20 protein-coding genes and 1 pseudogene are annotated in these 20064 nt (G+C 70.6%); 7 read left to right on the top strand and 14 right to left on the bottom strand.

Annotated features, from left to right (window positions below; genetic code table 11):
* From LXT21_RS43545 to LXT21_RS43535, 3 genes and pseudogenes are all read left to right on the top strand, one after another.
* A pseudogene (locus LXT21_RS43545) lies at positions 1-300 on the top strand (hypothetical protein); the annotation flags it as partial.
* Positions 301-556: 256 nt separating this feature from the next.
* Positions 557-1747, top strand: a complete 1191-nt coding sequence (locus LXT21_RS43540) for a DUF2380 domain-containing protein (RefSeq protein WP_323395758.1) — start codon at positions 557-559, stop codon at positions 1745-1747.
* Positions 1744-2214: an NUDIX hydrolase gene (locus LXT21_RS43535; RefSeq protein WP_254044170.1), complete on the top strand. Its 471-nt coding sequence runs from the start codon at positions 1744-1746 to the stop codon at positions 2212-2214. The genes LXT21_RS43540 and LXT21_RS43535 overlap by 4 nt, the downstream gene beginning before the upstream one ends.
* 34 nt (positions 2215-2248) lie before the next feature.
* On the opposite strand, the gene LXT21_RS43530 is transcribed toward LXT21_RS43535, so the two are convergent.
* Positions 2249-2491 (bottom strand): hypothetical protein, encoded by a 243-nt coding sequence (locus LXT21_RS43530; RefSeq protein WP_254044169.1) that lies wholly within the window; start codon positions 2489-2491, stop codon positions 2249-2251.
* Positions 2492-2750: 259 nt separating this feature from the next.
* On the opposite strand from LXT21_RS43530, the gene LXT21_RS43525 reads away from it, so the two are divergent.
* Entirely contained in the window at positions 2751-2996 is a 246-nt protein-coding gene (locus tag LXT21_RS43525) for a hypothetical protein (RefSeq protein WP_245772589.1), read from the top strand.
* A gap of 2 nt (positions 2997-2998) precedes the next feature.
* Here the strand turns inward: LXT21_RS43525 and LXT21_RS43520 are convergent, their stop codons facing one another.
* Positions 2999-3694, bottom strand: a complete 696-nt coding sequence (locus LXT21_RS43520; protein WP_254044168.1) for a hypothetical protein — start codon at positions 3692-3694, stop codon at positions 2999-3001.
* 97 nt (positions 3695-3791) lie between these two features.
* Positions 3792-4718, bottom strand: coding sequence for an NmrA/HSCARG family protein (locus LXT21_RS43515; RefSeq protein ID WP_254044167.1), 927 nt, complete (start codon positions 4716-4718; stop codon positions 3792-3794).
* A gap of 194 nt (positions 4719-4912) precedes the next feature.
* On the opposite strand from LXT21_RS43515, the gene LXT21_RS43510 reads away from it, so the two are divergent.
* Positions 4913-5515: a hypothetical protein gene (locus LXT21_RS43510; RefSeq protein ID WP_254044166.1), complete on the top strand. Its 603-nt coding sequence runs from the start codon at positions 4913-4915 to the stop codon at positions 5513-5515.
* Between the two features lie 7 nt (positions 5516-5522).
* On the opposite strand, the gene LXT21_RS43505 is transcribed toward LXT21_RS43510, so the two are convergent.
* The 10 genes from LXT21_RS43505 to LXT21_RS43460 form a co-directional block, all read right to left on the bottom strand.
* The gene (locus tag LXT21_RS43505) at positions 5523-5924 is read right to left on the bottom strand and encodes a DUF2203 domain-containing protein (protein ID WP_254044165.1); all 402 of its coding nucleotides are present in this window, start codon (positions 5922-5924) and stop codon (positions 5523-5525) included.
* 82 nt (positions 5925-6006) lie between these two features.
* Positions 6007-6855: a hypothetical protein gene (locus tag LXT21_RS43500; RefSeq protein WP_254044164.1), complete on the bottom strand. Its 849-nt coding sequence runs from the start codon at positions 6853-6855 to the stop codon at positions 6007-6009.
* A gap of 75 nt (positions 6856-6930) precedes the next feature.
* On the bottom strand, positions 6931-8133 hold the full coding sequence (locus LXT21_RS43495; protein WP_323395755.1) for an alkaline phosphatase PhoX: 1203 nt from the start codon (positions 8131-8133) through the stop codon (positions 6931-6933).
* A gap of 82 nt (positions 8134-8215) precedes the next feature.
* The gene (locus LXT21_RS43490) at positions 8216-10093 is read right to left on the bottom strand and encodes a beta-propeller domain-containing protein (protein WP_254044163.1); all 1878 of its coding nucleotides are present in this window, start codon (positions 10091-10093) and stop codon (positions 8216-8218) included.
* A gap of 153 nt (positions 10094-10246) precedes the next feature.
* Positions 10247-10747, bottom strand: coding sequence for an endonuclease V (locus LXT21_RS43485; RefSeq protein ID WP_323395753.1), 501 nt, complete (start codon positions 10745-10747; stop codon positions 10247-10249).
* Between the two features lie 66 nt (positions 10748-10813).
* Complete coding sequence (locus LXT21_RS43480; RefSeq protein ID WP_254044161.1) at positions 10814-12100, bottom strand: DUF1444 family protein; 1287 nt, start codon at positions 12098-12100, stop codon at positions 10814-10816.
* Positions 12101-12112: 12 nt separating this feature from the next.
* On the bottom strand, positions 12113-12838 hold the full coding sequence (locus LXT21_RS43475) for a c-type cytochrome (RefSeq protein WP_254044160.1): 726 nt from the start codon (positions 12836-12838) through the stop codon (positions 12113-12115).
* Positions 12835-14088 (bottom strand): YncE family protein, encoded by a 1254-nt coding sequence (locus LXT21_RS43470; protein WP_254044159.1) that lies wholly within the window; start codon positions 14086-14088, stop codon positions 12835-12837. Before LXT21_RS43470 ends, LXT21_RS43475 begins: the two co-directional genes overlap by 4 nt.
* Positions 14085-14711, bottom strand: coding sequence for a hypothetical protein (locus tag LXT21_RS43465; protein WP_254044158.1), 627 nt, complete (start codon positions 14709-14711; stop codon positions 14085-14087). Before LXT21_RS43465 ends, LXT21_RS43470 begins: the two co-directional genes overlap by 4 nt.
* Positions 14708-16072 (bottom strand): WD40/YVTN/BNR-like repeat-containing protein, encoded by a 1365-nt coding sequence (locus LXT21_RS43460; RefSeq protein WP_254044157.1) that lies wholly within the window; start codon positions 16070-16072, stop codon positions 14708-14710. The genes LXT21_RS43465 and LXT21_RS43460 overlap by 4 nt, the downstream gene beginning before the upstream one ends.
* A gap of 241 nt (positions 16073-16313) precedes the next feature.
* On the opposite strand from LXT21_RS43460, the gene LXT21_RS43455 reads away from it, so the two are divergent.
* Positions 16314-17531 (top strand): cyclic nucleotide-binding domain-containing protein, encoded by a 1218-nt coding sequence (locus tag LXT21_RS43455; RefSeq protein WP_407667108.1) that lies wholly within the window; start codon positions 16314-16316, stop codon positions 17529-17531.
* A 27-nt stretch (positions 17532-17558) separates the two neighbouring features.
* A complete protein-coding gene (locus LXT21_RS43450; RefSeq protein WP_254044155.1) occupies positions 17559-18737 on the top strand; it encodes a cyclic nucleotide-binding domain-containing protein in 1179 nt (392 codons plus the stop codon).
* 105 nt (positions 18738-18842) lie between these two features.
* Here the strand turns inward: LXT21_RS43450 and LXT21_RS43445 are convergent, their stop codons facing one another.
* The gene (locus LXT21_RS43445; protein WP_254044154.1) at positions 18843-20036 is read right to left on the bottom strand and encodes an OmpP1/FadL family transporter; all 1194 of its coding nucleotides are present in this window, start codon (positions 20034-20036) and stop codon (positions 18843-18845) included.
* Between the last annotated feature and the right edge of the window lie 28 nt (positions 20037-20064).

Genomic DNA, 20064 nt, shown 5'->3' with positions numbered 1-20064 from the left:
AGGAATTTGAGGCTGTCGCTCGGCGTGGAGGCGTTCACCTGGGGCCGCGTCGATGTGGATGGCCGCGTGGCGATGCAGTTCTTCGAGCGCGCCCTGGAAGTAGGACTGAAGGGCCTCGCGGTCGGAGTTGGGAAGCTCGGGGCGCGCTATCTGGGCGCGGCGGAGCTCCGTTGGAGGTTCCTGGGTGGGAGGCTCTACGCGATGGGGACGAGTGGCACGCTGCTGTTTCCCACGTCGGAAGGAACGCTGCGGCCTGGGGCTTTCGCGTCGGTGGGCCTGGGGGTGGACCATGCGCGCTGAGGCTCTACTGTTGGTGCTGCTGGCCTCGGGATGCGTCTCAACTCCCTACGCGCCTGGACGTGGCGGTGCGTTGCACCAGGAGTCTCGTGTGGGGCGGCCTCCGTCGCCCTCCAACTCGGGACAAAGAGGTGGGAATCCACTCTGGCGTCACGTGGGACCAAGGGTCGAAGCGACACAAGTCGGGGCAGGTAGGGGGCCGCAGGTCGCCCTCGCGCGTCGAGCGGTGCTCGAGGCGATTGACGAGGTGAAGCAATCCATGGAGCGCAGCGAGGCAACGCGCTCCCAGCTCGCGTCGCGTTCGCTCGCTCGTGGGGGGCGGAGTCTGGGTGGGGCCTTCACGCGCTATCTCGACCACGGCGCCAATCAACGGACGTGGCTGCGAGAAGCGCTGGGGAGCGCCATCGTGCTGGAGGGAGTTGCGTCGGAAGTCGGGGACTCGGAGATGGAGGTGGGGGTCCTGCGCATGGCGGGTCCACGACTCCAGTCAGCGATGTTCGGAGCGCTGCTGTTGGCCACGTGGGTGGACTTCCTCCAGCTTGCTGACGCCCTGCTGAGGGACTGTCCCATGTGCGGCACCGAGAAGCTGTTCGCGGACCTGCACCGAGTGCAGGGCTTGATGGAGCCCGCGCTGAAGGAGCTTGCGTCAGGCGACCCCGAGCGCGTCGAGGTGGCTGCGACCGGGATGCCCGAGTTGATGGGGACGCTGAGCGGCGAGTTCGACACGATTCACAGGGACGCGCGCTCGGCGATGGAGGTGGGCGGCAAGGTGATGGTGGCGGTGCAGGTGATGGAGATGCTGGCCCTGGTCTCCACGCTGAAGATGTCGCTACCCCGGCCGCCTCCAGCGGCGCCCGCGACACTCGGTATGGGGCTCGTGATGAGCTCGGGGGGCGTCATGGCGGGCTCGCAGTTGGTTCTCTCCGCCGAGTGGGTGGAGATGATGCGGAGGCTGGTGCAGGCGGGTGTCATCTCGCTTCCGGTCGTGAGCGCCGCGGTCCGCATCCACGGTGGGCAGGTGATGATGGCGCAGGCGCATCAGGACCTGCCCGAGGGCGTGCGAGAGGCGCTGGGTGACAGTCCCGAGGTGCGAGGAATGCACGTGACGGGCAGTGCCGGTGCGGGCATGTCCGAGGCTCCGAAGCACCACGTCATGCCGAAGGAGCACCGCGAGTGGTTCGAGGCGCGTGGCTTCAAGGGTGATACGGACATCGACCAGTTCTGCGTCCGACTGGAGCGGTCCCACCACGAGGCGATTCACGGAGGGGGCGACTGGAAGCTGGGACGCACGTGGCCCGGCGAGTGGAACAGGATGATCATGCGGACGTTGAGCGCGGCCGAGACAAAGACAGGTCGGATGTTGAATCGGAACGAGATCCTGAACATCGTTGCGGACAACATGCAGGAGTACAGAGTCCCGATGAAGTTCGTCACCGGGAGAAACCGATGAGCGACGGAGACGCCTGGCGAGGAAACATCAAGGCCCGGCTGTACGAACGGGTGCGCGAGCATGGGTACGAGTCCATCACGGCCTTCGCGAACGAGCGTCCCACGGCCTCTTTGGTTGCGCTGGCCGAAGAGCTGGGGCGCGAGGACGTTGCAGGAGTGCAGGTTCTCAGTGCCTTGCTCCATGAGGCGGAACAGCGCAGGCAGGTCACGCGCTTTGTTCGCGATGTCCTCGTGCGCATGTTGTCCCAGACTCTTCCCGATGGGTGGCCGGCCGTACTGGACGATGCGAACCGCTTCAAGGTCGCCAAGGCCCTGGGTCGTTGGACCGGATACACCCCGGAAACCCACCAGGAGCAAGTTGCGCGGGTAGGCGATGCTCTCCTCTCCAACCCTCCTGCCGCAGGCTGGCGCCCGCTCGGACCCGACGACGCGCTGCTACGGACGCTCCTGCCCGACGACGAAGCCTGAAAGGAGTCGGGTGAAGCCGCCGCCGCGGTAGCGCTCAGTGCTGCACGGGGGCCACTTCGCGGGGCGCGGAGAAGAGGCTGTCGCGGCCGTGGTGGAGGACCACCTCGCCGTGGAGCACCTCGCTCACGTCGTCGAACGACACCGCGAAGTCGTGACGACGCAGCAGGCCCTTCTCGACGATGAGCTCCTTCTCCGTGATGTCGATGATGCGGCCGACGACGTGTCCGTCATTGCCTCGGACCTTCATGCCCTTGTGAATCTCGGCGCGGCTGAACATGGGAGCTCCCTGGGGGCCGTGGGAAGTACCCCTCGACGTGAAGCTGGGCAGGTGCCCCGCACCGTGCACCCGCTGACGTCGTGACAGCCCTCCTGGACCTCGTCTGTCGCGCCGTGCGCCTGCCCGGTGGCCTGCTTCCCGCGTGGAGATGGAGGCCCCCCCGGTGGTCGCTCGCCGGAGCGTGTCCATCTTGGCCCGGGGAGGTGTGCGCATGGTCGTCGGCTTCATGGCATCGCGGACGGGACGTTGGCTTCGAATCGTGACGGGGTCCTGTCTGGTGCTGGGAGGGCTGCGCGCGGGGTCGGCGAAGGGCGCGGGGCTGGCCCTGCTGGGGCTCGGCCCCCTGGTCGCCGCCTCGCTGGACCTGGTGTTGATGGGCCCCCTGTTCGGCCTGCCCATGCGCGGCGAGGACATCCGCCGCGAGCTGGGCGTGAACGAGGAGGCCTCGCTGCTCAACGGCCACCGCCGCGCGGCCTCGTCACGCGCGGCGATGCTGCTGCACTGAGCTCAGCCCTTGCCCACCTGGAACGGGATGTCGAGCGTGCCCAGCGACTCACCGCTGTTCGCGTCGACGGGGCGCGCCTCCAGCACGACGCCGCTCTCGCGGCCCGTGACGACCTGGAAGTAGATGAAGCCCTGCACCGTGCCACCGTCGCCCAGCGTGCCCTCGGGCAGCGCCTGACGGAGCATGTCCTTCGTGGGCAGCGGCTCCTCGCACTGGTACGCGTAGGGGCCCGGGCCGTACGGCCCATAGAACGGGTAGTACGGGCTGCCCCAGCGTGGGCCGAAGCGCGAGCTCCAACGGGGCCCCCCGCCCATGTACACCCACGCGCGCCCCGAGCCGCCCGTCCCGTCGTCCCTCGAGGAGATGGCGGACTGCCGGAGCGAGAAGGGCGCCAGCGCGGAGTAGCGGAAGCGCGACTCGGTGCCGACGAGCGAGAAGTCCTCGTAGCGGATGCGCAGCGTCCTGCCGCTCTGGTTCTCCAGCCGGACGTAGACGGGCGTGAGGGTGCGCTCCAGGTTCGCCGGTGAGCCCTTCCACGCGGAGGCATCCGCCACCAACCTCACCCCCGCGCCCTCCGCGACGGCCGTGTTCTGGTCCGCGGGGAGCACCTGGGCCTGCATCGTGGGTTTCAACGTGTTGGTGTTCGAGGCACAGCTCGCCACCACCAACAGGGCGACGAGCGGCACGAGCGCGCGCATGAGGTGTCTCTCCTTTGGTGGAAAGGTAACCCTCGCGTGCTGGATGCCGCCCCACGGCGCGGCGCCACCCCGGAACGCCGCCGAGCGGAGAGGGGCCTCACTGACTGGCGGGCGGCGTGGGCTCCGCGGCCGCGTGGGGCCACGCGGGAGACGTCAGGGTGCTCCAGTCCTGCTGCCGCGCCCAGTCCTCGAACGTGTGCCAGCGCACGTCCGGATAGTCGTGCCGCAGCGTGAGGATGTCCGCGTGGTAGCCCACCCGGTCCAACCACTCGTACATCGCCGCCAGGTCCTCGCTGCGCTCGCGGAGGTAGTCCAGCGAGAGCTGCTCGAAGTGGATGCGGTGTCCGCTCACCATGGAGAGCAGCCCGGACGCCTGCTGTCCCGTCACCTCGTCCGAGGCGACGTCGATGCGCTGCTCCAGGTGGCGCTCGGCGTTCTCCAGCACCTTCACGGCGAAGGCGGCCAGGTCCTCGGTCGTCACCATCTGCAGGCCGCGCGTGGGGGGCAGGCCGAAGGCGAGCATGCCGGCGCGCAGGCCCTCCTCGAACATGGGGCTGGTGAAGTTCTCCATGAAGAACGTGGGCCCGAGGATGGTGAAGGGCAGGCCGCTTCGGCGCAGGTGCAGCTCCACGCGGTGCTTGCTGTCGAAGTGGGGGATGCCCGTGAGCCGGTCGGCCCCGGCGACGGAGGTGTAGACGAAGTGCTTCACCTCGGCGAGCCGCGCGGCGTCCACCAGGTTCATGCCGTGGCGTCTCTCCGTCTCCACGCCGGCCTCGAACGGCGTGGCCATGGCGTAGAAGGAGTCCACGCCCTCGGCGACGCGGGCGAGCGTGTCCACGTCGTCGAAGGTGCCCACGGCCAGCTCGGCGCCCAGCGTCTCCAGCGCGCGCGCGCCGGGAGCCTCGGGGTTCCTGACATAGGCGACGACGCGGTGGCCGCGGTGGAGCAGGTGGCGCGCCACGGCGCCGCCCTGCCGGCCAGTGGCGCCGGTGACGAGCACGGAGAAGGAGTGGGCCCTGGTCATGTGTGAACCTCGCGACAGACAGGACTGCGGGATGTCGGGAAGGTGGGGACGATGAGGGCCTGTGGCGAGCGTGGAGGAGGTGGCGCTTGTGCCCTCGCCCGAGCCCGCCGGGCAGCAAGGCGTGCAGGCCCATGCGTTTTGCCTCCCAAGTCGTCCACCGGGCGGGCCGCGTGCGTGCCATGGTGCCGCCGCTCATGAGCAAGCGAGACAAACCGCAGGAATCCACGCTGGTCACGGCCGCCCGCTCCCTCGACGAGGGACTGGAGCGCTTCGAGGCCCTGGCCCAGCAGCTCCAGGACGCGCCCCTCCAGGCGGAGAAGCACCTGGAGAAGGCCTCCGCCACCCTCAAGGCGCTGGCCGACATGGACGAGGAGCTGCGTGGCCGCGTCGCCGGACTGGTGGGCGCCATCTCCCAGGTGCGTGACAGGCAGCAGACCCAGGCGGAGGCCGTGCAGGCGCGCGCGCTGGAGCTGCAGCAGCGCACCGAAATCTTCAAGGACCTGCTCGTGCGCTACGGCTCGCTGGGGCAGAGCGCCGGCGAGCTCAACGTGCGGATGCAGGAGTTCGCGGCCCAGCGTCAGCAGGCGAAGACGCCCGAGGAGAACGCGGCGTTGGCCACGTCGTTCCAGTCGCTCCAGGACCGCATGGGTGAGGTGGCGGACGAGGCGCAGTCGCTGAGCCAGGCCGCGGCGGAGCGCGACTTCAACGACATCTCGAGGCAGGCGGAGTCGCTGCGTCAGCAGCTGTTGTCCGCGCGCAACAAGCTGGCGCTCTTGCAGAAGAGCTTCGGCGGGTGAGGGGCGCTCAGCTCAAGTAGGTGGGGGCGAACTCGTCCGGGCTGTCGATGGGGCGACGTCCGGAGAAGCCGTCGTACATGCCGTGCCAGTGCGAGACGGCGGGCTCTCCGATGCGCCAGCACAGGTAGACGGGCTCTTCACCGCGGTGGGCTCGGAAGTCGACGAGCCCCTGCGCGCCTTTGATTTCCAGGCCCATCTCGTGGAACTGGCGCAGCTCGACGCGGACCTTCTCGAGCAGCGCGTCGCGCTCCTCGCGCAGGGCCTCGTGGTTCGCCAGCGCCTTGCCCTCGGGCGTGCCGAGCGTCTCCACGAGCTGTTGCACCCGCTCCACCCAGGGGCGGATGTGCTCGAAGGTGCGGCTCAAGAGCGGCACCAGTCGATTGGCCTCGTCGACGCTGAAGTAGCGCATGGGCGGGGAGCATGCAGGGCGCTCGGGCGCATGGCCATCCGGGGGGTGGCCGGAGCGCGCGCGTTTGCGCACGGCCTGACGCTCAGCCGCGCAGCAGGGAGGTGTGGTTGTCCTGAAGCCAGCGTTGCGCGGCGTCCTTCAGGGGGAAGGTGTCCTCCCGTCGAAGGAACGCGGGCGAGTGTCCCGGCGAGCAGCGGCCCTGCGCGTCCAGGCCGTCGCCGTCCTCCTCGTGGAGGTCGGCGTGGAGCATGGAGTGGAAGACGAGGTAGTCCACGACGTATGCGGGGATATGGGGCCGGTCCAGCGCGGGGTGGATGCGGATTTCCCTGAGGCGCGCGTCGTAGCCGCCCAGGTGGATGGAGCGCCTGCGGCCCTTCGAGGGGCGGCGCGCCCAGCCGATGTCCACCTGGACCCTGTCGTCGAACCAGTCCGTGTTGAGGCGTGATTGGACGGCGCGCAGGTCGAAGCAGCGGCCGCGTGAGCGCAGCGCCTTGCCGGGGCGGCGCTCGCGGCGCACGAGGTCCTGGTGCTCGCGTGCGTAGGCTTCGAGGAGCGCGCCCGCGCTGGCGTCGGAGCGCGCGGCGTAGAGCGCGATGGCGCGCACCACGTCGTCGGGTGCTTCGAGGAAGAGGTGGTGCACGCGCAGCCGCAGGCCCTGGGCGACGCGGCGGAAGCTCACCAGCGTGGCGCGGTTGTCGGTGAGGCGCAGGTGCACGGGCGCGCCGAGGCGCTGCGACAGCCGCCGCGCGAGGCTCGCGGCCTGGAGGAGCGCGTCCTCGCGTTCCGGGAGGCGGCGCCCGTCATGCGGCTGCGTATGGGGAGGCGACGCCGGCTCGCGGACGGGGCGGGAGCTGGCGCGCGGGATGGACTCCTCGCGCGCGGACCCCGCCGAGTCGAACAGCCCGAGCTGTGAGGGGGGCGGGGCTCCCATCGCCCCGAAAAGGTATGCCCGAGAGGGGGGAGGTTTCCAGCGGGATGCTCGTCCGGCGGGTCGCCAGGCGACAGGCTATGCCGGACGCGTCCTGAACGGGCCCGACACCTCGTACGTCAACCCGCGCCCATCCGGGCCGCGCTGCGAGCTGAGGTACATCCGTCTGCCATCGGGGCTGAACGCCGCGCCCGCCAGCTCCGAGCCCGGCTGTCCCATCACCTGGAGGAACGGCGTCACCTTCCGGTCCGGCGTGAGCAGGCACAGCTGCATGTCATCGCCGTCCTCGCAGACGAACACCTCGCGGGCCTTGGACAGGGTGAGGTTGTCCACGCCTCGCAGCGGCGCGTCCGGGTACGTCGCCGCGTCGTAGAGCACCTCGAGCCGGCTGGTCAGCGGCGTGTACGCCCAGACGCGGTTGTCGTGCTTCGTCGTGAAGTACACGATGCCGCTCTCGCTCCAGCAGCCCTCGCCGCCGGCGAACACGGTCGTCTCCTTCGCGTTGGCCTGCATCGCGGCGGACGTCAGCGGCGAGACCGGCACCCAGCGCACCCGCGCGCCCGAGCGCGCGTCGCTGATGACCTGCGCGGCCTCCAGCGTGCCTTCCTCGAGCGACGGCCACTTCGCCGACGTGAAGCGATAGAAGCGCCCCGTGGGCGTGTCCTCCGTGAGGTACAGGCGCCGGCCCAGCTCATCCACCGCCGCGGCCTCGTGGACGAAGGCACCCAGCATGGGCCGCGCCACACCCTGTCCCGGCTTCGTCGGGTCACACTCCCAGACGAGCCCCTGGCGGTGCTCCTCGCACGACAGCCACGTCCCCCAGGGCGTGGGACCTCCCGCGCAGTTGACGTGGGTGCCGGAGAGGATGCGCCACGCCCCCGTGACCTGTCCCTTCGCGTCGAAGCGCACCGAGGACACGCCGCCGTCGGGGGAGACCTCGCTGTTGCTCGTGTAGATCCACCCGCCATCCGGCTGGGCGAAGCAGGCCCCGCCGTCCGGCGCCATGTGCCACACGTGGTTCGTTCCCGGCACCACGTCGCCGCTGCGGGCGATGACGCGCGAGGTGAAGCCACGCGGCAGTCGAAGCCCGTTCGCGTCCGCGACGTCCGCCATGGCGCCATACGGGCCGATGCCCGGCGTGGGCGGCGCGGCGTACACGTTGCGCCAGAAGCCCAGGCTGCCGAGGGCCAACGAGCCGCCCCCCAGGGCGCTGAATCGCAGGAAGTGACGACGGTGCATGCCCCCGTTGTCGCCCATGTCCTCCGCGAGGGGAAGCGCCACGCAGTGGCGGACGTCGGTGAAGCGACCGTGACGCTCCCGCCATACAGGCGAGCCAGGGGGCTTCCCTGCTCGCCGGGCGACCTCAACGCACCGGCTGCAAGTAGCTCACGCGAGCCGCCTCCTCCACGGCGCTCTGGGTGACGCGGGCCTCGACGAACTCATAGCCCATCAACGCGAAGACGCGGTCCCGGTAGAAGATGGGGCGCGCGTTGCCGTACCAGTCCGTGCACGACTTGCTGCACCGGTCATCGCGAGCCTCCGTGGACGCCACGAGCGTACCCAGGCTCGACAGTCGCAAGTCCGCATCCACCCGCAGGAAGGACACCTCCGCGGAGCCGTATCTCAAGTGACTCCATGAGCCCCCCTGCATCCGCACGGGCAGGCCCATGACCCCGCCCCCGGTCCCATCCGGCTTGAAGAAGAACCCGTGACTGCGCGTCTCGCCCTGACTTGCCCCGGGGCGCGAGAGTGAGTCACTGCGCACGGGCCCACCTTCCGTGAGCGACAGCGTGCTCAACCTCAACCCCAACAGGTCCTGCCCCGCCACGAGCGCGCCCGTGCTCCCCAGGGGCTCCAGCCGCGTCACGGAGTGCTCCAGCGCCAACCGATGCACGTCCGAGGGCACACGCACGTCCGTCACCCACACCGCGCGCTCGCCCCGACTCGAGTCCTGGGTCGTCGCATCACCCGAACCCCACAGCACGTGGTTCCCCACGAAGCGGTTGTGCAGCGAGCCCGTCACGGGCCCCGGCAGCACCGTGAAGTGCTCCGCGCGCAAGCCGCGCAGCTCCGTATCGAACGCCGCCACCGGCGCACGCAGGAGCGCGAAGCGCCCATCGCCGCGTGTCAGCTCCGGCCCCCACATCGAATCACCCTGGCCCGTCGCCACGAGCAACGCATCCAGGTGTCCGTCCTCGTTCTGCCGGAACGAGAAAGGGTCGATGGGCGCGCCGCGCGCACGAAGCGCCCCGGGCTCGCCCCCCTCCAACGGCAACCGATACACCACCGAGTCACGAGGCGTGCGCCGCGTCTCCCCCTCCACCGTCCACCACTCGAAGCCCGGAGACACCCACAGGTACACGGCGTCCCGCGACACGTAGAAGGTCCGCGAGGCGGGCGCCATCAACGCGCGGGCCGTGCACGTGAACTCCGCCGCGTCCAAATCGCAGCGCACCACCGTGTGCAGCATGGGCGTCAGCGTGGTCTGCACCGGCTTGAACACCTCCAGCCGCGAGAGGATGGGGCGCCACGCCGTCGTCTCGTTGCCACGCACCCACGCGCGCGTGGACGGCAGCGAAACCATGCCTGTCGTGAGCGGATAGGGCAGGTAGAACACCAACGTGCCGCCCACCAGTCGGCTCGCGTAGTTGCGGCTGGAGTAGTAGTCGCTCGAGCTGATGAAGTGCGTGGCCTCGTGCGTCAGCCCGCCCGCGTCGTCCAGGCGGAACAGGCCCAGCTCGGTCGCGCCCACCAGGTCGCTGTAGCCCACGACGACGATGCGCCGTCCGTACACCAGCATCTCGTCGTACCAGGAGCCGCGGGTGAAGCCCGGTGCGTGCGCGTCCACCTGCGCCACCGGCTCCAGCGCGCCCGCTCCCTGGCGCACCGTGAAGAGCCGCCCCCGGCGCAGCACCACGAACCAGTCCCCCACCGCCTTGACGATGTCGCCCTCGTCGACGCCGGCCTCCTGGTTGTGGGTGATGGAGGGCTCCGACTCTCCCGGGGTCTGCGGTGACGGCTCTCCGTTCGCGGGCTCACCCCCGCAGCCGATGACGGGGCCGCCGCCCGTGGCCAGGCTCGAGCGAATCGCCTCCACCTGAGCCAGGTGCGCGTCGAGCTCCGCCTCCGAGCCGAAGCGCTCCAGCCGCGTGAAGGTGATGGACTCCACCTCCGCGCGCGTGAGGGCGCGACGCTCCTGGGGACACGCCGAGATGACGAGGACGAGGAGCAACCCCGTCACCAGATGCTGACTCCGAGGACGACGCGATGGGCGCATGGGGCCGCCCATTCAGCAAGGGCCATACCAGGGGTGTACGGCCCCGGCCCCAGAGCGCCCCTCACCCGCGGGAGACACGACGCGGACGCACGAGCGCGACGCGCGTGTCAGGGGCGCTCACGACTCGCGGCACAGCCGGTCCACGCGGCCCAGCAGGGTGGGCAGGCGCGAGGGGCCGTGCATGCGCTGGATGGACTCGGCGGTGGCGGTGGTGCTCAGGCCCACCGCGCTGACGAACAGCGGGCGCTGGCTCTGGCCCCGCAGCACCGGCAGGGCGACGTCGCTGGAGTGGAAGGACGTCTTGGCCACGCCGATGACGGGGACGGCGCGCCCCAGCGCCTCGTACAGGTGGGCTCCCAGGCCCGGCTTGTCCTGGCCGAGCCAGACGTAGCCGTCGACGACGATGGCCTCCAGCGGCTCCGTCACCAGGGCGAGCACGCGCAAGAGGTGGGGCAGCTCACGGCGGTAGAACTGGCCGGGCTCGTACTCCGCCGCGCGAGGTCCCCGGTCCACGTGGTGCCCGGCCTCCACGCCGTCCACCCAATCGCGAAACAGGACGCACGCGGCCACGGTGAGCGCTTCGCGGTAGTCCACATCCACGCAGGCGAGCATCGTCATCTCCTCGGGTCGGCGACGGCCCGGCGCTGACGCACGGGCCGTCGGTCGGCTGACCTCACTGTCTCGTCAAGGCCCGGCGTAGTCGTCGGGCTCCACCCGGGCGGCGCGCAGCTTCTCGAGCACGGCGTCGTCCGGCCAGGACAGCGTCCGGTGTCGCGGAGGCCACGCCCCGGGCACCGGCGTCAGGCAGTGGCCCGCCACCCGGAGCACCTCGGCGAAGGGCACCATGCACAGCTCGTCGTCCGTGCCCTCCTCGGCGACCTGGACGACGACCAGGTCCGTCTCCGGCAGCATCGAGTCCACCTCGCGGCCCCAACTGCACCAGGAGATGGGCCGGTCGTCCCGCTCGCGCACGATGGCGCTGAAGCCGGCGACGAACACATCCAGGCCGCTCTCCTCATGCTGGGCCTCGAACAGCGCCTTCTGCTCGTTGTACTCCAGCATGGCGAAGCGCAGGTGGTTGCCACGGATGCGCTGCGCGAGCGCGTCGTCGCCCGCGCGCCGGTACGGCACCACGCGGCCCTGGTCATCCACCGTGTAGAGCGCGAAGGAGATGCCGCGCGAGCTCGCCGCGTGCTCCCGCTCGGCCACGTCGCACAGCCGCTCCAGCATGACCGGGTCCTGGTCCCCGGTGATGAGCATCATGGAGCGCGTGGGGATGGCCGCCACGGGACGCCCCTTCACCTTGCCCGCGAAGGACGCGAGGAAGCCGGGCAAGAGCAGCCGCGACGCCTCGTAGGTGTCGTTCGAGTCCACCGACCACAGCGCGCTGGGGCGCTCCTCCTGCAGCTCCACGCCCACGTCGCGCAGGGTGTCCAGGTGGGCGTACGCGGCCTGGAAGGCCTCGTCCACGCTGACGCCCCACTGCTCGAGCAGGTCGGGCTGCACGTACATGCTCGTCTCCGGCAGGTCGACCACCAGGAGCTCGCGCAGGAAGGGGAGGGTGCGCTTCTCCACCATGAAGCTGGAGGCGTGCGCGCCCGTCGGCATCTGTCCGCCGAACGAGGCCGCGCGCGGCACGGGCAACAGCCGCTCGCGCGCCTCCTCCCACGTGAGCGAGCTGCCGCCCGGGTTGGAGATGGCGCCGATGAAGCGCTCGATGATGCGCGTGCGCTCCTCGGGAGAGACCTCACGCGTCTCCGCGAAGAGGTTCTCCAGATACGTGCGCATCTCCTTGCCGTGGTACAGGAAGCTCAACCCGTACTCGTCCGGCAGTCGCGTCACCTGCGACACGGCGGGGTCGGCGTTCAACACCGACTCCGTCTCGCGCAGCAGGTACTCCCGAGGGTCCACCGACGCCTGCGTGTCCTCGTCCTTCTTCCCGAGCCCGAACAGCTTCTTGAAGAAACCCATGCGGGTTTCCTACTACAGCCCCAGGTACGTCAGCAGCGCTCCCATGTCCGCATCGGAGAGTGACTCCAGGCTGTAGGCGGGCATGTTGCCGCCGATGTGGAAGAACTGGCCGTGTCTCACTTTCTCGATGACGACGAGCGAGTGGGGGATTCCCGGGAAGAGTTCGTCATAATCCTGTGTCACCTCCGGGAGGATGGAGGCCAGCTCCGTCAGGCGTCCCGCGCCTGTATGGAGTTCCCCGTGGCATTCCTGGCAGGCCGCGCGATACACGGTTTGCCCGCGCTCCAGGCTGCCGCGAGGAACTTCCTGGATGTCCTTCACCACGGTGTAGGGCAGGGCGGGCGCCTGGGCATCCGGGCTGATGCTCACCAGGTACTCGTACAGCGCGCGGCTCTGGGGCGAGTCCACCGGCAGCGGCTGCACGCCGCGCATGAAGCTGACGTAGCAGAAGTTCACCGCGTCCAGCAGGTTCGTCTCGTAGCCGCCCCACCAATCGGGACGCGACACGACGTTGTGCAGCGTGTAGCCGGAGTCCATCCGACCGTCGAGCGGCGTGGGGGTCGTCGCGTGGCAGGTGGCGCAGGAGAAGGCGTTGAACTGGCTCTCCGACAGGCGCGCGTCGCGGAACAACAGCTCGCCGTACTCCGCTGCGGTGGGGGGCTCGGCGTCATCACCACACGCGGAGGCGACGAGCGCGAGCACCACGCAGGGCCCCAGCTTCCAGGTCGCGCCGCTCATCGTCGCCCTCCGAGGATGCTCACCGAGTCCGGGAAGATGCCCACGCGCACGGTATTCACCACCGCGCCGTCGGCCAGGTTCACCGCGTGCAGCGTGCCGGGGCCCACGTGGTCGCCTTCGCAGACGACGAGCGCGTGGCTGCCATCCGGCGTCAGCGTCGCTTGATGCGCGTTGAGACAGCCCTCGGGCGCCAGGTCGATTTCACGTTGGGTGGTGCCCGTCGCCGCGTCGATGACGAGCAGCGCCTCCACGCCCTGGTACGGCACGTAGAGCGTCTTCCCGTCCTTGCTGAAGTCCCCGAACATGGGCGCGCCGTCGAGGCGTTTAGTGCGCGCGGCGTTCATCGTGTTGGTCGCGGACTCCAACACATGCAGCTCGCGGCTCGCCATGGAGCTGACCCAGACATCCCCCGTGGTGGGCGACATCGTCAGCGCGTAGGGCTGGTGTCGAGGAGAGATGGCGGTGCCCGAGCCGGGGGCCACCTTCACGCGCCGGGGCTGCTCGGTGAGCGCGGTGAGGTCGACGATGGCCACCTCGTCGGACCAGCAGGCGATGTACGCGGTGCGCTCGTCCGGAGACAGGCGGATGGCGTGCGGCGCCGGGCACACGGAGACCATGGCCTTCCGGGTCATCGTCTCGGCGTCGATGATGGCCAGCCGCGCGTGCATCTCGTCCTCGGTGCCGCCGCGCTGCGCCACCTCGAGAATCTTCAGCGTGTCGAAGTGCGACTGGTACAGCGTCTTGCCGTCCTTGCTGACGATGACGTCGCCGGGGTTGGGGTCCACGCGCACCGCGCCCACCCGCCGGTTGTCGCGCGCGTCCATCTTCAAGCAGTAGCCGTCATCCGAGCCCGTGCCGTGCGCGCCGTGAGGTCCCGAGCCGCCGCCCGGCACGTAGTTGGAGATGCCCACGTAATAGAAGGCGCCATCCGGTGACACCGCCGTGTGGTGGGGGCCCTCCAGCTCCACCGGGTTGAGCCCCACCGGCACGCGCGCCAGCTCGCGCCAGCCGGGTGTGGTAGCGCCATCCAGCTCCAACAGACTCACGGTGTCATCCAGGCTGTTGGTCACCAGGACACGCCCGCCCGGGCCCGGAGGGGGCACGGTGCTGCCCTCGGTCCATGGCGTGTCGTGCTCGTACTGCAATCCGTCCGGCGGCTTCACGCCATCGAAGGGGCTCTTGTCCTCGGAGCAGGCGCCGAGCAGCAGTCCCAGCGCGGGCCCCCACGCGCGCGCGAGTCGCCCGGTCATGGCGTCTCCGGCTCGATGCGGAAGGTGACGGGCTGGGCCAGGAGGTACGGCCCCTCCTGGATGCGGTTCTGCAGGAGGTACGCGCTCAGCACCTGCACGGACAGGTCCTTCCCCGCGTTCGCCTTGAGCGTGTCCCACGTCGCGGCGTCGAGCTGCCACGACAGGTTCGAGGTGAGCATCTCCACCGGGCACTCGCGTCCGGGCACCGTCACCTGCACCCAGTAGATGTCCCCGGTGAAGGGCGGCAGGTGCGCGTGCGCGGTGGGCAGCAGCCACTCGCCCACCGTTGCCAGCATCGTGCGCGCGGTGTCGAGGGGGCTCGAGGGCGTGGAGCGGGGCATCGCCTGGGCGAGCGACGAGTCCCACGTCCACGTCGGCGCCGCCGCGCCGAAGGCATAGCGCGCGTTGCTCTGGGGCGAGGACAGCTCCGTGGCCTGCGCGTCCGCCTTCGCCAGGTCCCGTGCGTCCACCAGCGCCCGCCAGGCCTCGTCGGTGGCGTCTCCTCCGTAGAGCGGCTCTCCGCACCTGGAGCCCGTGGGCTCGTCGTCACCGCAGGCGGAGGTCAGGGCCAGCAGGGCGGCCGCGGAGGTGGTCCAGAGGAGGCTTCGCGAGAGGGGCTTCATGGGAGGGGACCTGTCGTGGAATGCACACGCCGCCGACCACGGCGCAGCAGGGTGAAGAGGGACAGCAACAACAACAGCGGCGCCATGTTCCCACCCATCGCCCCGCAACCTCCCGACCCCTTGGGACCAGTCGGGGGTTCAGGAGTGGAGCCTGCATCGGTGGTTCCCGCGTCGGGAAGGCCCGCGTCCGGCGTGCCCGCGTCCTCGGGTGTCGGCTCCTCGACGCCGCCATCCGGATACAGCGGCGCGCCGAGCTGCTCGGCCAGCTGGGGCCATCGGCTGGGGCACAAGTCCCGCACCGGCGTGCCGCGCGGACACTGGTGCGTGCCCTGGATTTCGTAGAGGCCGAACAGGTGCTCCCACGTGCTGCCCTGGTCCGTGCTGCGCGCGAGCGCCCAGTCGTGCAGCCACGTGGAGCCGCAGCCGTAGAGCGTGTCGCCCTGGCGCAGCACGCACGCGTTGCCCGTGGGCAGGGTCAACATGTCCAAAGGGCCCGTGGAGGGGCCGCGGAAGAAGTGGTTGAGCGTGCCCACCCACGTCATCTTCCCGTCGGCGGACAGCTCCATGTTGATGAAGACGTCCTGGATTTCGGAGACGATGGTGAACGTCTCGCCGCCGTCATCGCTGCGCAGCATGAAGGTGGAGCCCTGCGACGACACGCGCGCCCACACGATGTCCACCGACACCGGGTCCGCCGCCTCCACCATCAAGTCGTACGGCAACAGCAGTTGCGTCAGCGGGTGCACCACCTCGCGCCACGTCTCCCCCGCGTCGTCGCTGCGCAGGAGGAGCATCCGGCCCTCCTCCTTGCCCGTCGCGTACAGGCGCTGGGGGTTCGCCGGGGACACGCGCACCGCGTTGAGCACCAGGCCCTGACGAAGCAGGGGGGAGGGTGCCCATGTCTCGCCGCCGTCCTGCGAGCGGTACACGCCGTTGGGCCTGCCGTGCCGCGAGGTGACCACGTACAGCACTCGGTCATCGGTGGGGTGCGCCGCGAGGCCGGAGACCCAGGTGTCCTTGAAGTAGGGGTGCGTGTTCCACGAGCAGCCGCCGTCGGGTGAGCGCAGGAGCGCGCTGCCCGTGGCCGCCATGAGGTCGCCGGCCTCACGCCACAGGTAGGCCGTGGGGTTCCAGCCGCCGTAGCCCATCGCGTCCGGGCATATCCACCGGAACGTCTTGCCGGCGTCGCGCGAAATCACCGCGCCGAACGTCGCGCCCAGGAAGAAGTCCTCCGGGTGGCCTCGGCGGAGGGTGACGTTGGACGTCTCGGGCAGGCCCGCGTGGGCGCTCGCCGTCGTTGCGGCGCACACCGCCAGCAGGCAGAGGGCCTGGCTCCAGCGATGAGGGGGGTGACGCGACATGACGGGAGCTCCCGGGGTGGTGACGGCCCATCCCGGACCTTAACGATTGGGCCTCCCACGTATAGCGGAGGGATTCGTGCGGACGGGTGCGGCGCTTTGCCACCCCACCCCACGTGGCGGTGGTGGGGGCGGAAGGTTTTGCAGCCACCACTTCGCCGGTGCGGGTGACCCGTGGGGGACTCGCCTCGGGGCGGCCGGTCTGCTACGCACGAAGCAGACTTGTGGCAGGGGGGAGCACGACATGGCGGGGGCCGCGGAGAGGTCCGACCTCATTCCGGAGGAGGGCGCCCGGGGGCGACGTCTGCCCATGGGTGGCCCTGCACGTTCGGTGTGGGAGGCGGTGATGCAGGGAGCGGTGGACGTGGCGGTGCGGGCCTACGAGGACTTGTCCCCGGGGCAGCGTGAGCGCGTGCTGGTGGACTCCGCGAACGTGCCCGCACAGGCGCGCACGGCGCTGGTGGACGTGCTGCGGCGGGCCCGGGACTTCGCGGGCGCGGCGCGGCTCCTGGAGGCCCAGGGCGCGGATGCCGAGGCCGCGGCGCTGCACGAGCAGGCGGGCTCGCTGCTGATGGCGGCGGAGGCGTGGATGCGCTCCGGAGAGCCCGAGCGCGCGGCGGCGGCCTTCGAGCGCGGCGGCGCGCTGGAGCGGGCGCTGGAGCTGTACCGCTCGCTGGAGGCGCGCGAGTCCATGGCGCACTGCCTGACGCGGCTGCAGCGTCCCCTGGAGGCCGCGGAGGAGTACCACGCGCTGGGCTACGCGCACGCGGAGCTGGAGGCGCTGCGCGGCGTGCCGTCCGAGCACCCCCGCCGACGCGAGGCGGTGCTGCGCATGTGCGCGCTGCTCGACGAGCAGGGTGAGTCCATGCGCGCGCTGGTGCTGCTGGCGGATGCGCGGCAGGAGTCCGCGGCCGCGCGCGAGGACGAGGTGCTCAAGGCCGAGCACCTTCGCCTGCTCCGGCACCTGGGCCTGAGTGATGGCTCGCCCGAGTCCGGTGAGGCCTCCTCGCCGGTGGCCGAGCGGCCGGGCGCGACGCCCGACGGGTACGAGTACCTCAAGGCGATTCCCATCTTCGGGGAGCTGGCGCTGGAGGACCTCAAGGACCTCTACCGCGTGGCGCGGCAGGTGGTCATCCCCGAGGACACCACGGTGCTGGAGAAGGGCGCGCGGGGCACGGGGCTGCTGGTGCTGCTGGACGGCACGGTGGAGGTGTCCAGTGGCCCGGGGCCGGACGCCCGGCGGCTCAACACGCTGGGGCCCGGCGCGTGGCTGGGGGAAATCAGCCTCATCCTGGACGGGCCCACGTCCGCGCACGTGCGCTCCAGCGCCACGGTGAGGGCCCTGCGCGTGACGCGCGCGGACTTCCAGCACTACCTGGCCACCCATGAGGCGGCGGCCCTGCGCATCTACCGGCTGTTCACCCACAACCTGGCGGAGCGGGTGCGGGTGCTCAGCACGTAGGACGCGCGGGGACGGTAGGATGGCGGGATGGCGGACACGCGTGTCGAGGGGAGGGAGCGGGCCGTCCAGCTCGCCCGGCAGGGCCAGCTGGAGGCGGCGCTCGCCGAGTACCAGGCGCTCTTGAAGCACGCCCCCGACGACGCGGAGGTGCGCCAGCAGGTGGCGGAGCTGCTCGAGTGGCTGGGCCGCACGAGCGACGCCGCGACGGCGCACGAGGCCTCCGCGCTGGCCTGGGCGAAGGCATTGCAGCCCCTGCGCGCGGTGGCCGCGTGCGTGGCCCTGGGGCGCCTGGGGGCTCCGGGCTCCGTGCGGGCGCGCACCTCGGCGACGCTGGCCGAGCGCTTCGCGCTGTGCTCGGACGCGTGTGAGGACGGCGTGTCGGGGCTCTTCTCCCGGCTGGGCCGCGAGGACTTCGTCGCGCTGGTGGACGTGCTCCAGGCGCGCGCCTTCTTCCCCGCACAGCCGGTGGTGCGGGAGGGCGAGGCGGGCGCGTCCATGTTCGTGCTGGTGGAGGGCCGCGCGGAGGTGACGCGCGCGCTGGAGAACGGCGAGCACGCGGTGGTGGGCTCGGTGGCGCCCGGGGATGTGTTCGGCGAGCTGGCGCTGGTGTCCGAGGGTCCCCGGCTCGCGAGCGTCGTCGTCACCGAGCGCGCGGTGCTGCTGGAGCTGACGCGTGAGGCGCTCGCGTCCGTGTCCGCGCGCCAGCCGCGCGTGGCGCAAGTGGTGGAGGACTTCTACCGGCGCAGGCTGGTGGACAACCTGCTGCGCAGCAACCCGCTGCTCAGCCGGCTGACGCCCGCGCAGAAGGCCGCGCTCAGCCTGGACTTCAGCCTGCGCCCCATCTCCGAGGGCGAGGTGCTGCTGACCCAAGGGCAACCGGGTGACGCCTTCTACGTGCTCCTGCGCGGCCGGTGCACGCCGTGGCTGGTGCACCCGGATGGCCGGCGCGTGGCGCTGACGGAGCTGCACGAGGGGGACGTGTTCGGCGAAATCTCCCTGCTGCTCGACAAGCCCGTGTCCGCGACGGTGCGCGCGGAGGGCGTGGGCGTGGTGCTGCGGCTGCCTCGCGCCGCGTTCGAGAGGCACCTGCTCAGCCAGCCGGGCCTGAAGGGACAGCTGATGCGCATGGGCACCGAGCGACTGCAGCGCTCCGCGCGCGTGCTGGCGTCGGGCCGCGTGCTGCACGACGGGGATTTGCGCGTCTGAAAGCGCGGGGCCTGAAACGACGACGCCCGGGCTCCCCATGAGGGAGACCCGGGCGTGTCACGCTGCGGCCGGCCCGACGAAGCGGACCGGCGCGGCGTCAGCCGACTACATGGAGTAGCCGAGCGTCAGGCCGAACACGTGCGCGGAGCCGTTGTAGACGCCGGGGATGCCGGGGGCCGAGCTCTCCTTGTCGGAGAGGCTGACGAACTGGTACGCGAAGTCCGCGCGCAGCCCGTTCCAGTTGTAGCCGAGGCCACCGGACACACCGAAGCGGTTCGCGTCCGGCAGGTCCGGCGTCAGCGTGCTGCCCGGGCTGGGGGCCGGGTCGTAGATGAGGCCGGCGCGGACCTGGAAGGCCTGCGTCACGCCGTACTCGGCGCCCAGGTGGTAGTTCCACTTCGCGCGCCACTTCTTCGGCAGCGGGTTGTTGATGGCCGGGTTGTCCGGGAACTCGATGGCGAGCTCCTGGAACGAGGACCAGTCCACCCAGTTGGCGTCGAAGGCGATCTTGAGGTTCTCCAGCGGCGTGACGGCGATGCCCGCGGCGATGGTGGCCGGCAGCGTGACGTCACCCTGCACGCGCGTGTCCGGCAGGCGCGTCTGGAACTCCACCGGCACGTTCTGGAAGTCCGCCTGGCCCTTGAACGACAGGTCCGCGGCGCTGCGGTAGTGCAGGCCGAACGTCACCAGCTTGGGCCACAGCACGGCCTGGACGCCGATGTTGTAGCCCACGCCCCAGTCGCTGCCGCCCAGGTGCACCTGGCCCTCGGACTCGACGAAGCCCAGGGCGCGCTTGAGCTCCAGGGTGGAGCGGTAGATGTTGATGCCGCCGCCCACGCGGAAGCGCTCGTGGAGCTGGTACGCCGCCGTCGGGTTGATGTTGTAGACGGACAGCGCGGACTCCTGGGCGCGGAAGCGGCCCACGAATCCATCCTCCCAGCGGCTGCGCGCGCCGAAGGGCGTGTAGATGCCCAGACCCACCGCGGCCCGGTCGAACGGCTTGTAGACCAGGAACAGGTGCGGCGGAGGCGACAGGGTCGTCTTCTGACCCTGCTCGGTGCCGTTGTCCGGGGTGAACTTGATGGCGGGCAGGATGCCGGTGTCGCCAATCTGCACGTCCAGCTTGTTCACACCGAGGATGTTCGCGGCGTTCGAATAGATGGCGGACGAGTCGTCCAGCCACGCGGCCGCCGCGTTACCCATGCCCGAGGAGCGGGCGCTCTGGGTGTTGATCTGGAAGCCGGCTGCCTGGGAGCTACCCGCGGCCAGGAGCGCGACGAGGGACAGTGTCTTCTTCATGTGAGTCATTCCCCTATTTCCTGTCCGT

Source organism: Myxococcus guangdongensis (genome assembly GCF_024198255.1).
GTDB classification, from domain to species: domain Bacteria; phylum Myxococcota; class Myxococcia; order Myxococcales; family Myxococcaceae; genus Myxococcus; species Myxococcus guangdongensis.
The sequence above is the reverse complement of the archived record's forward strand: the minus strand, read 5'-3'. Positions and strand labels throughout refer to the sequence as shown.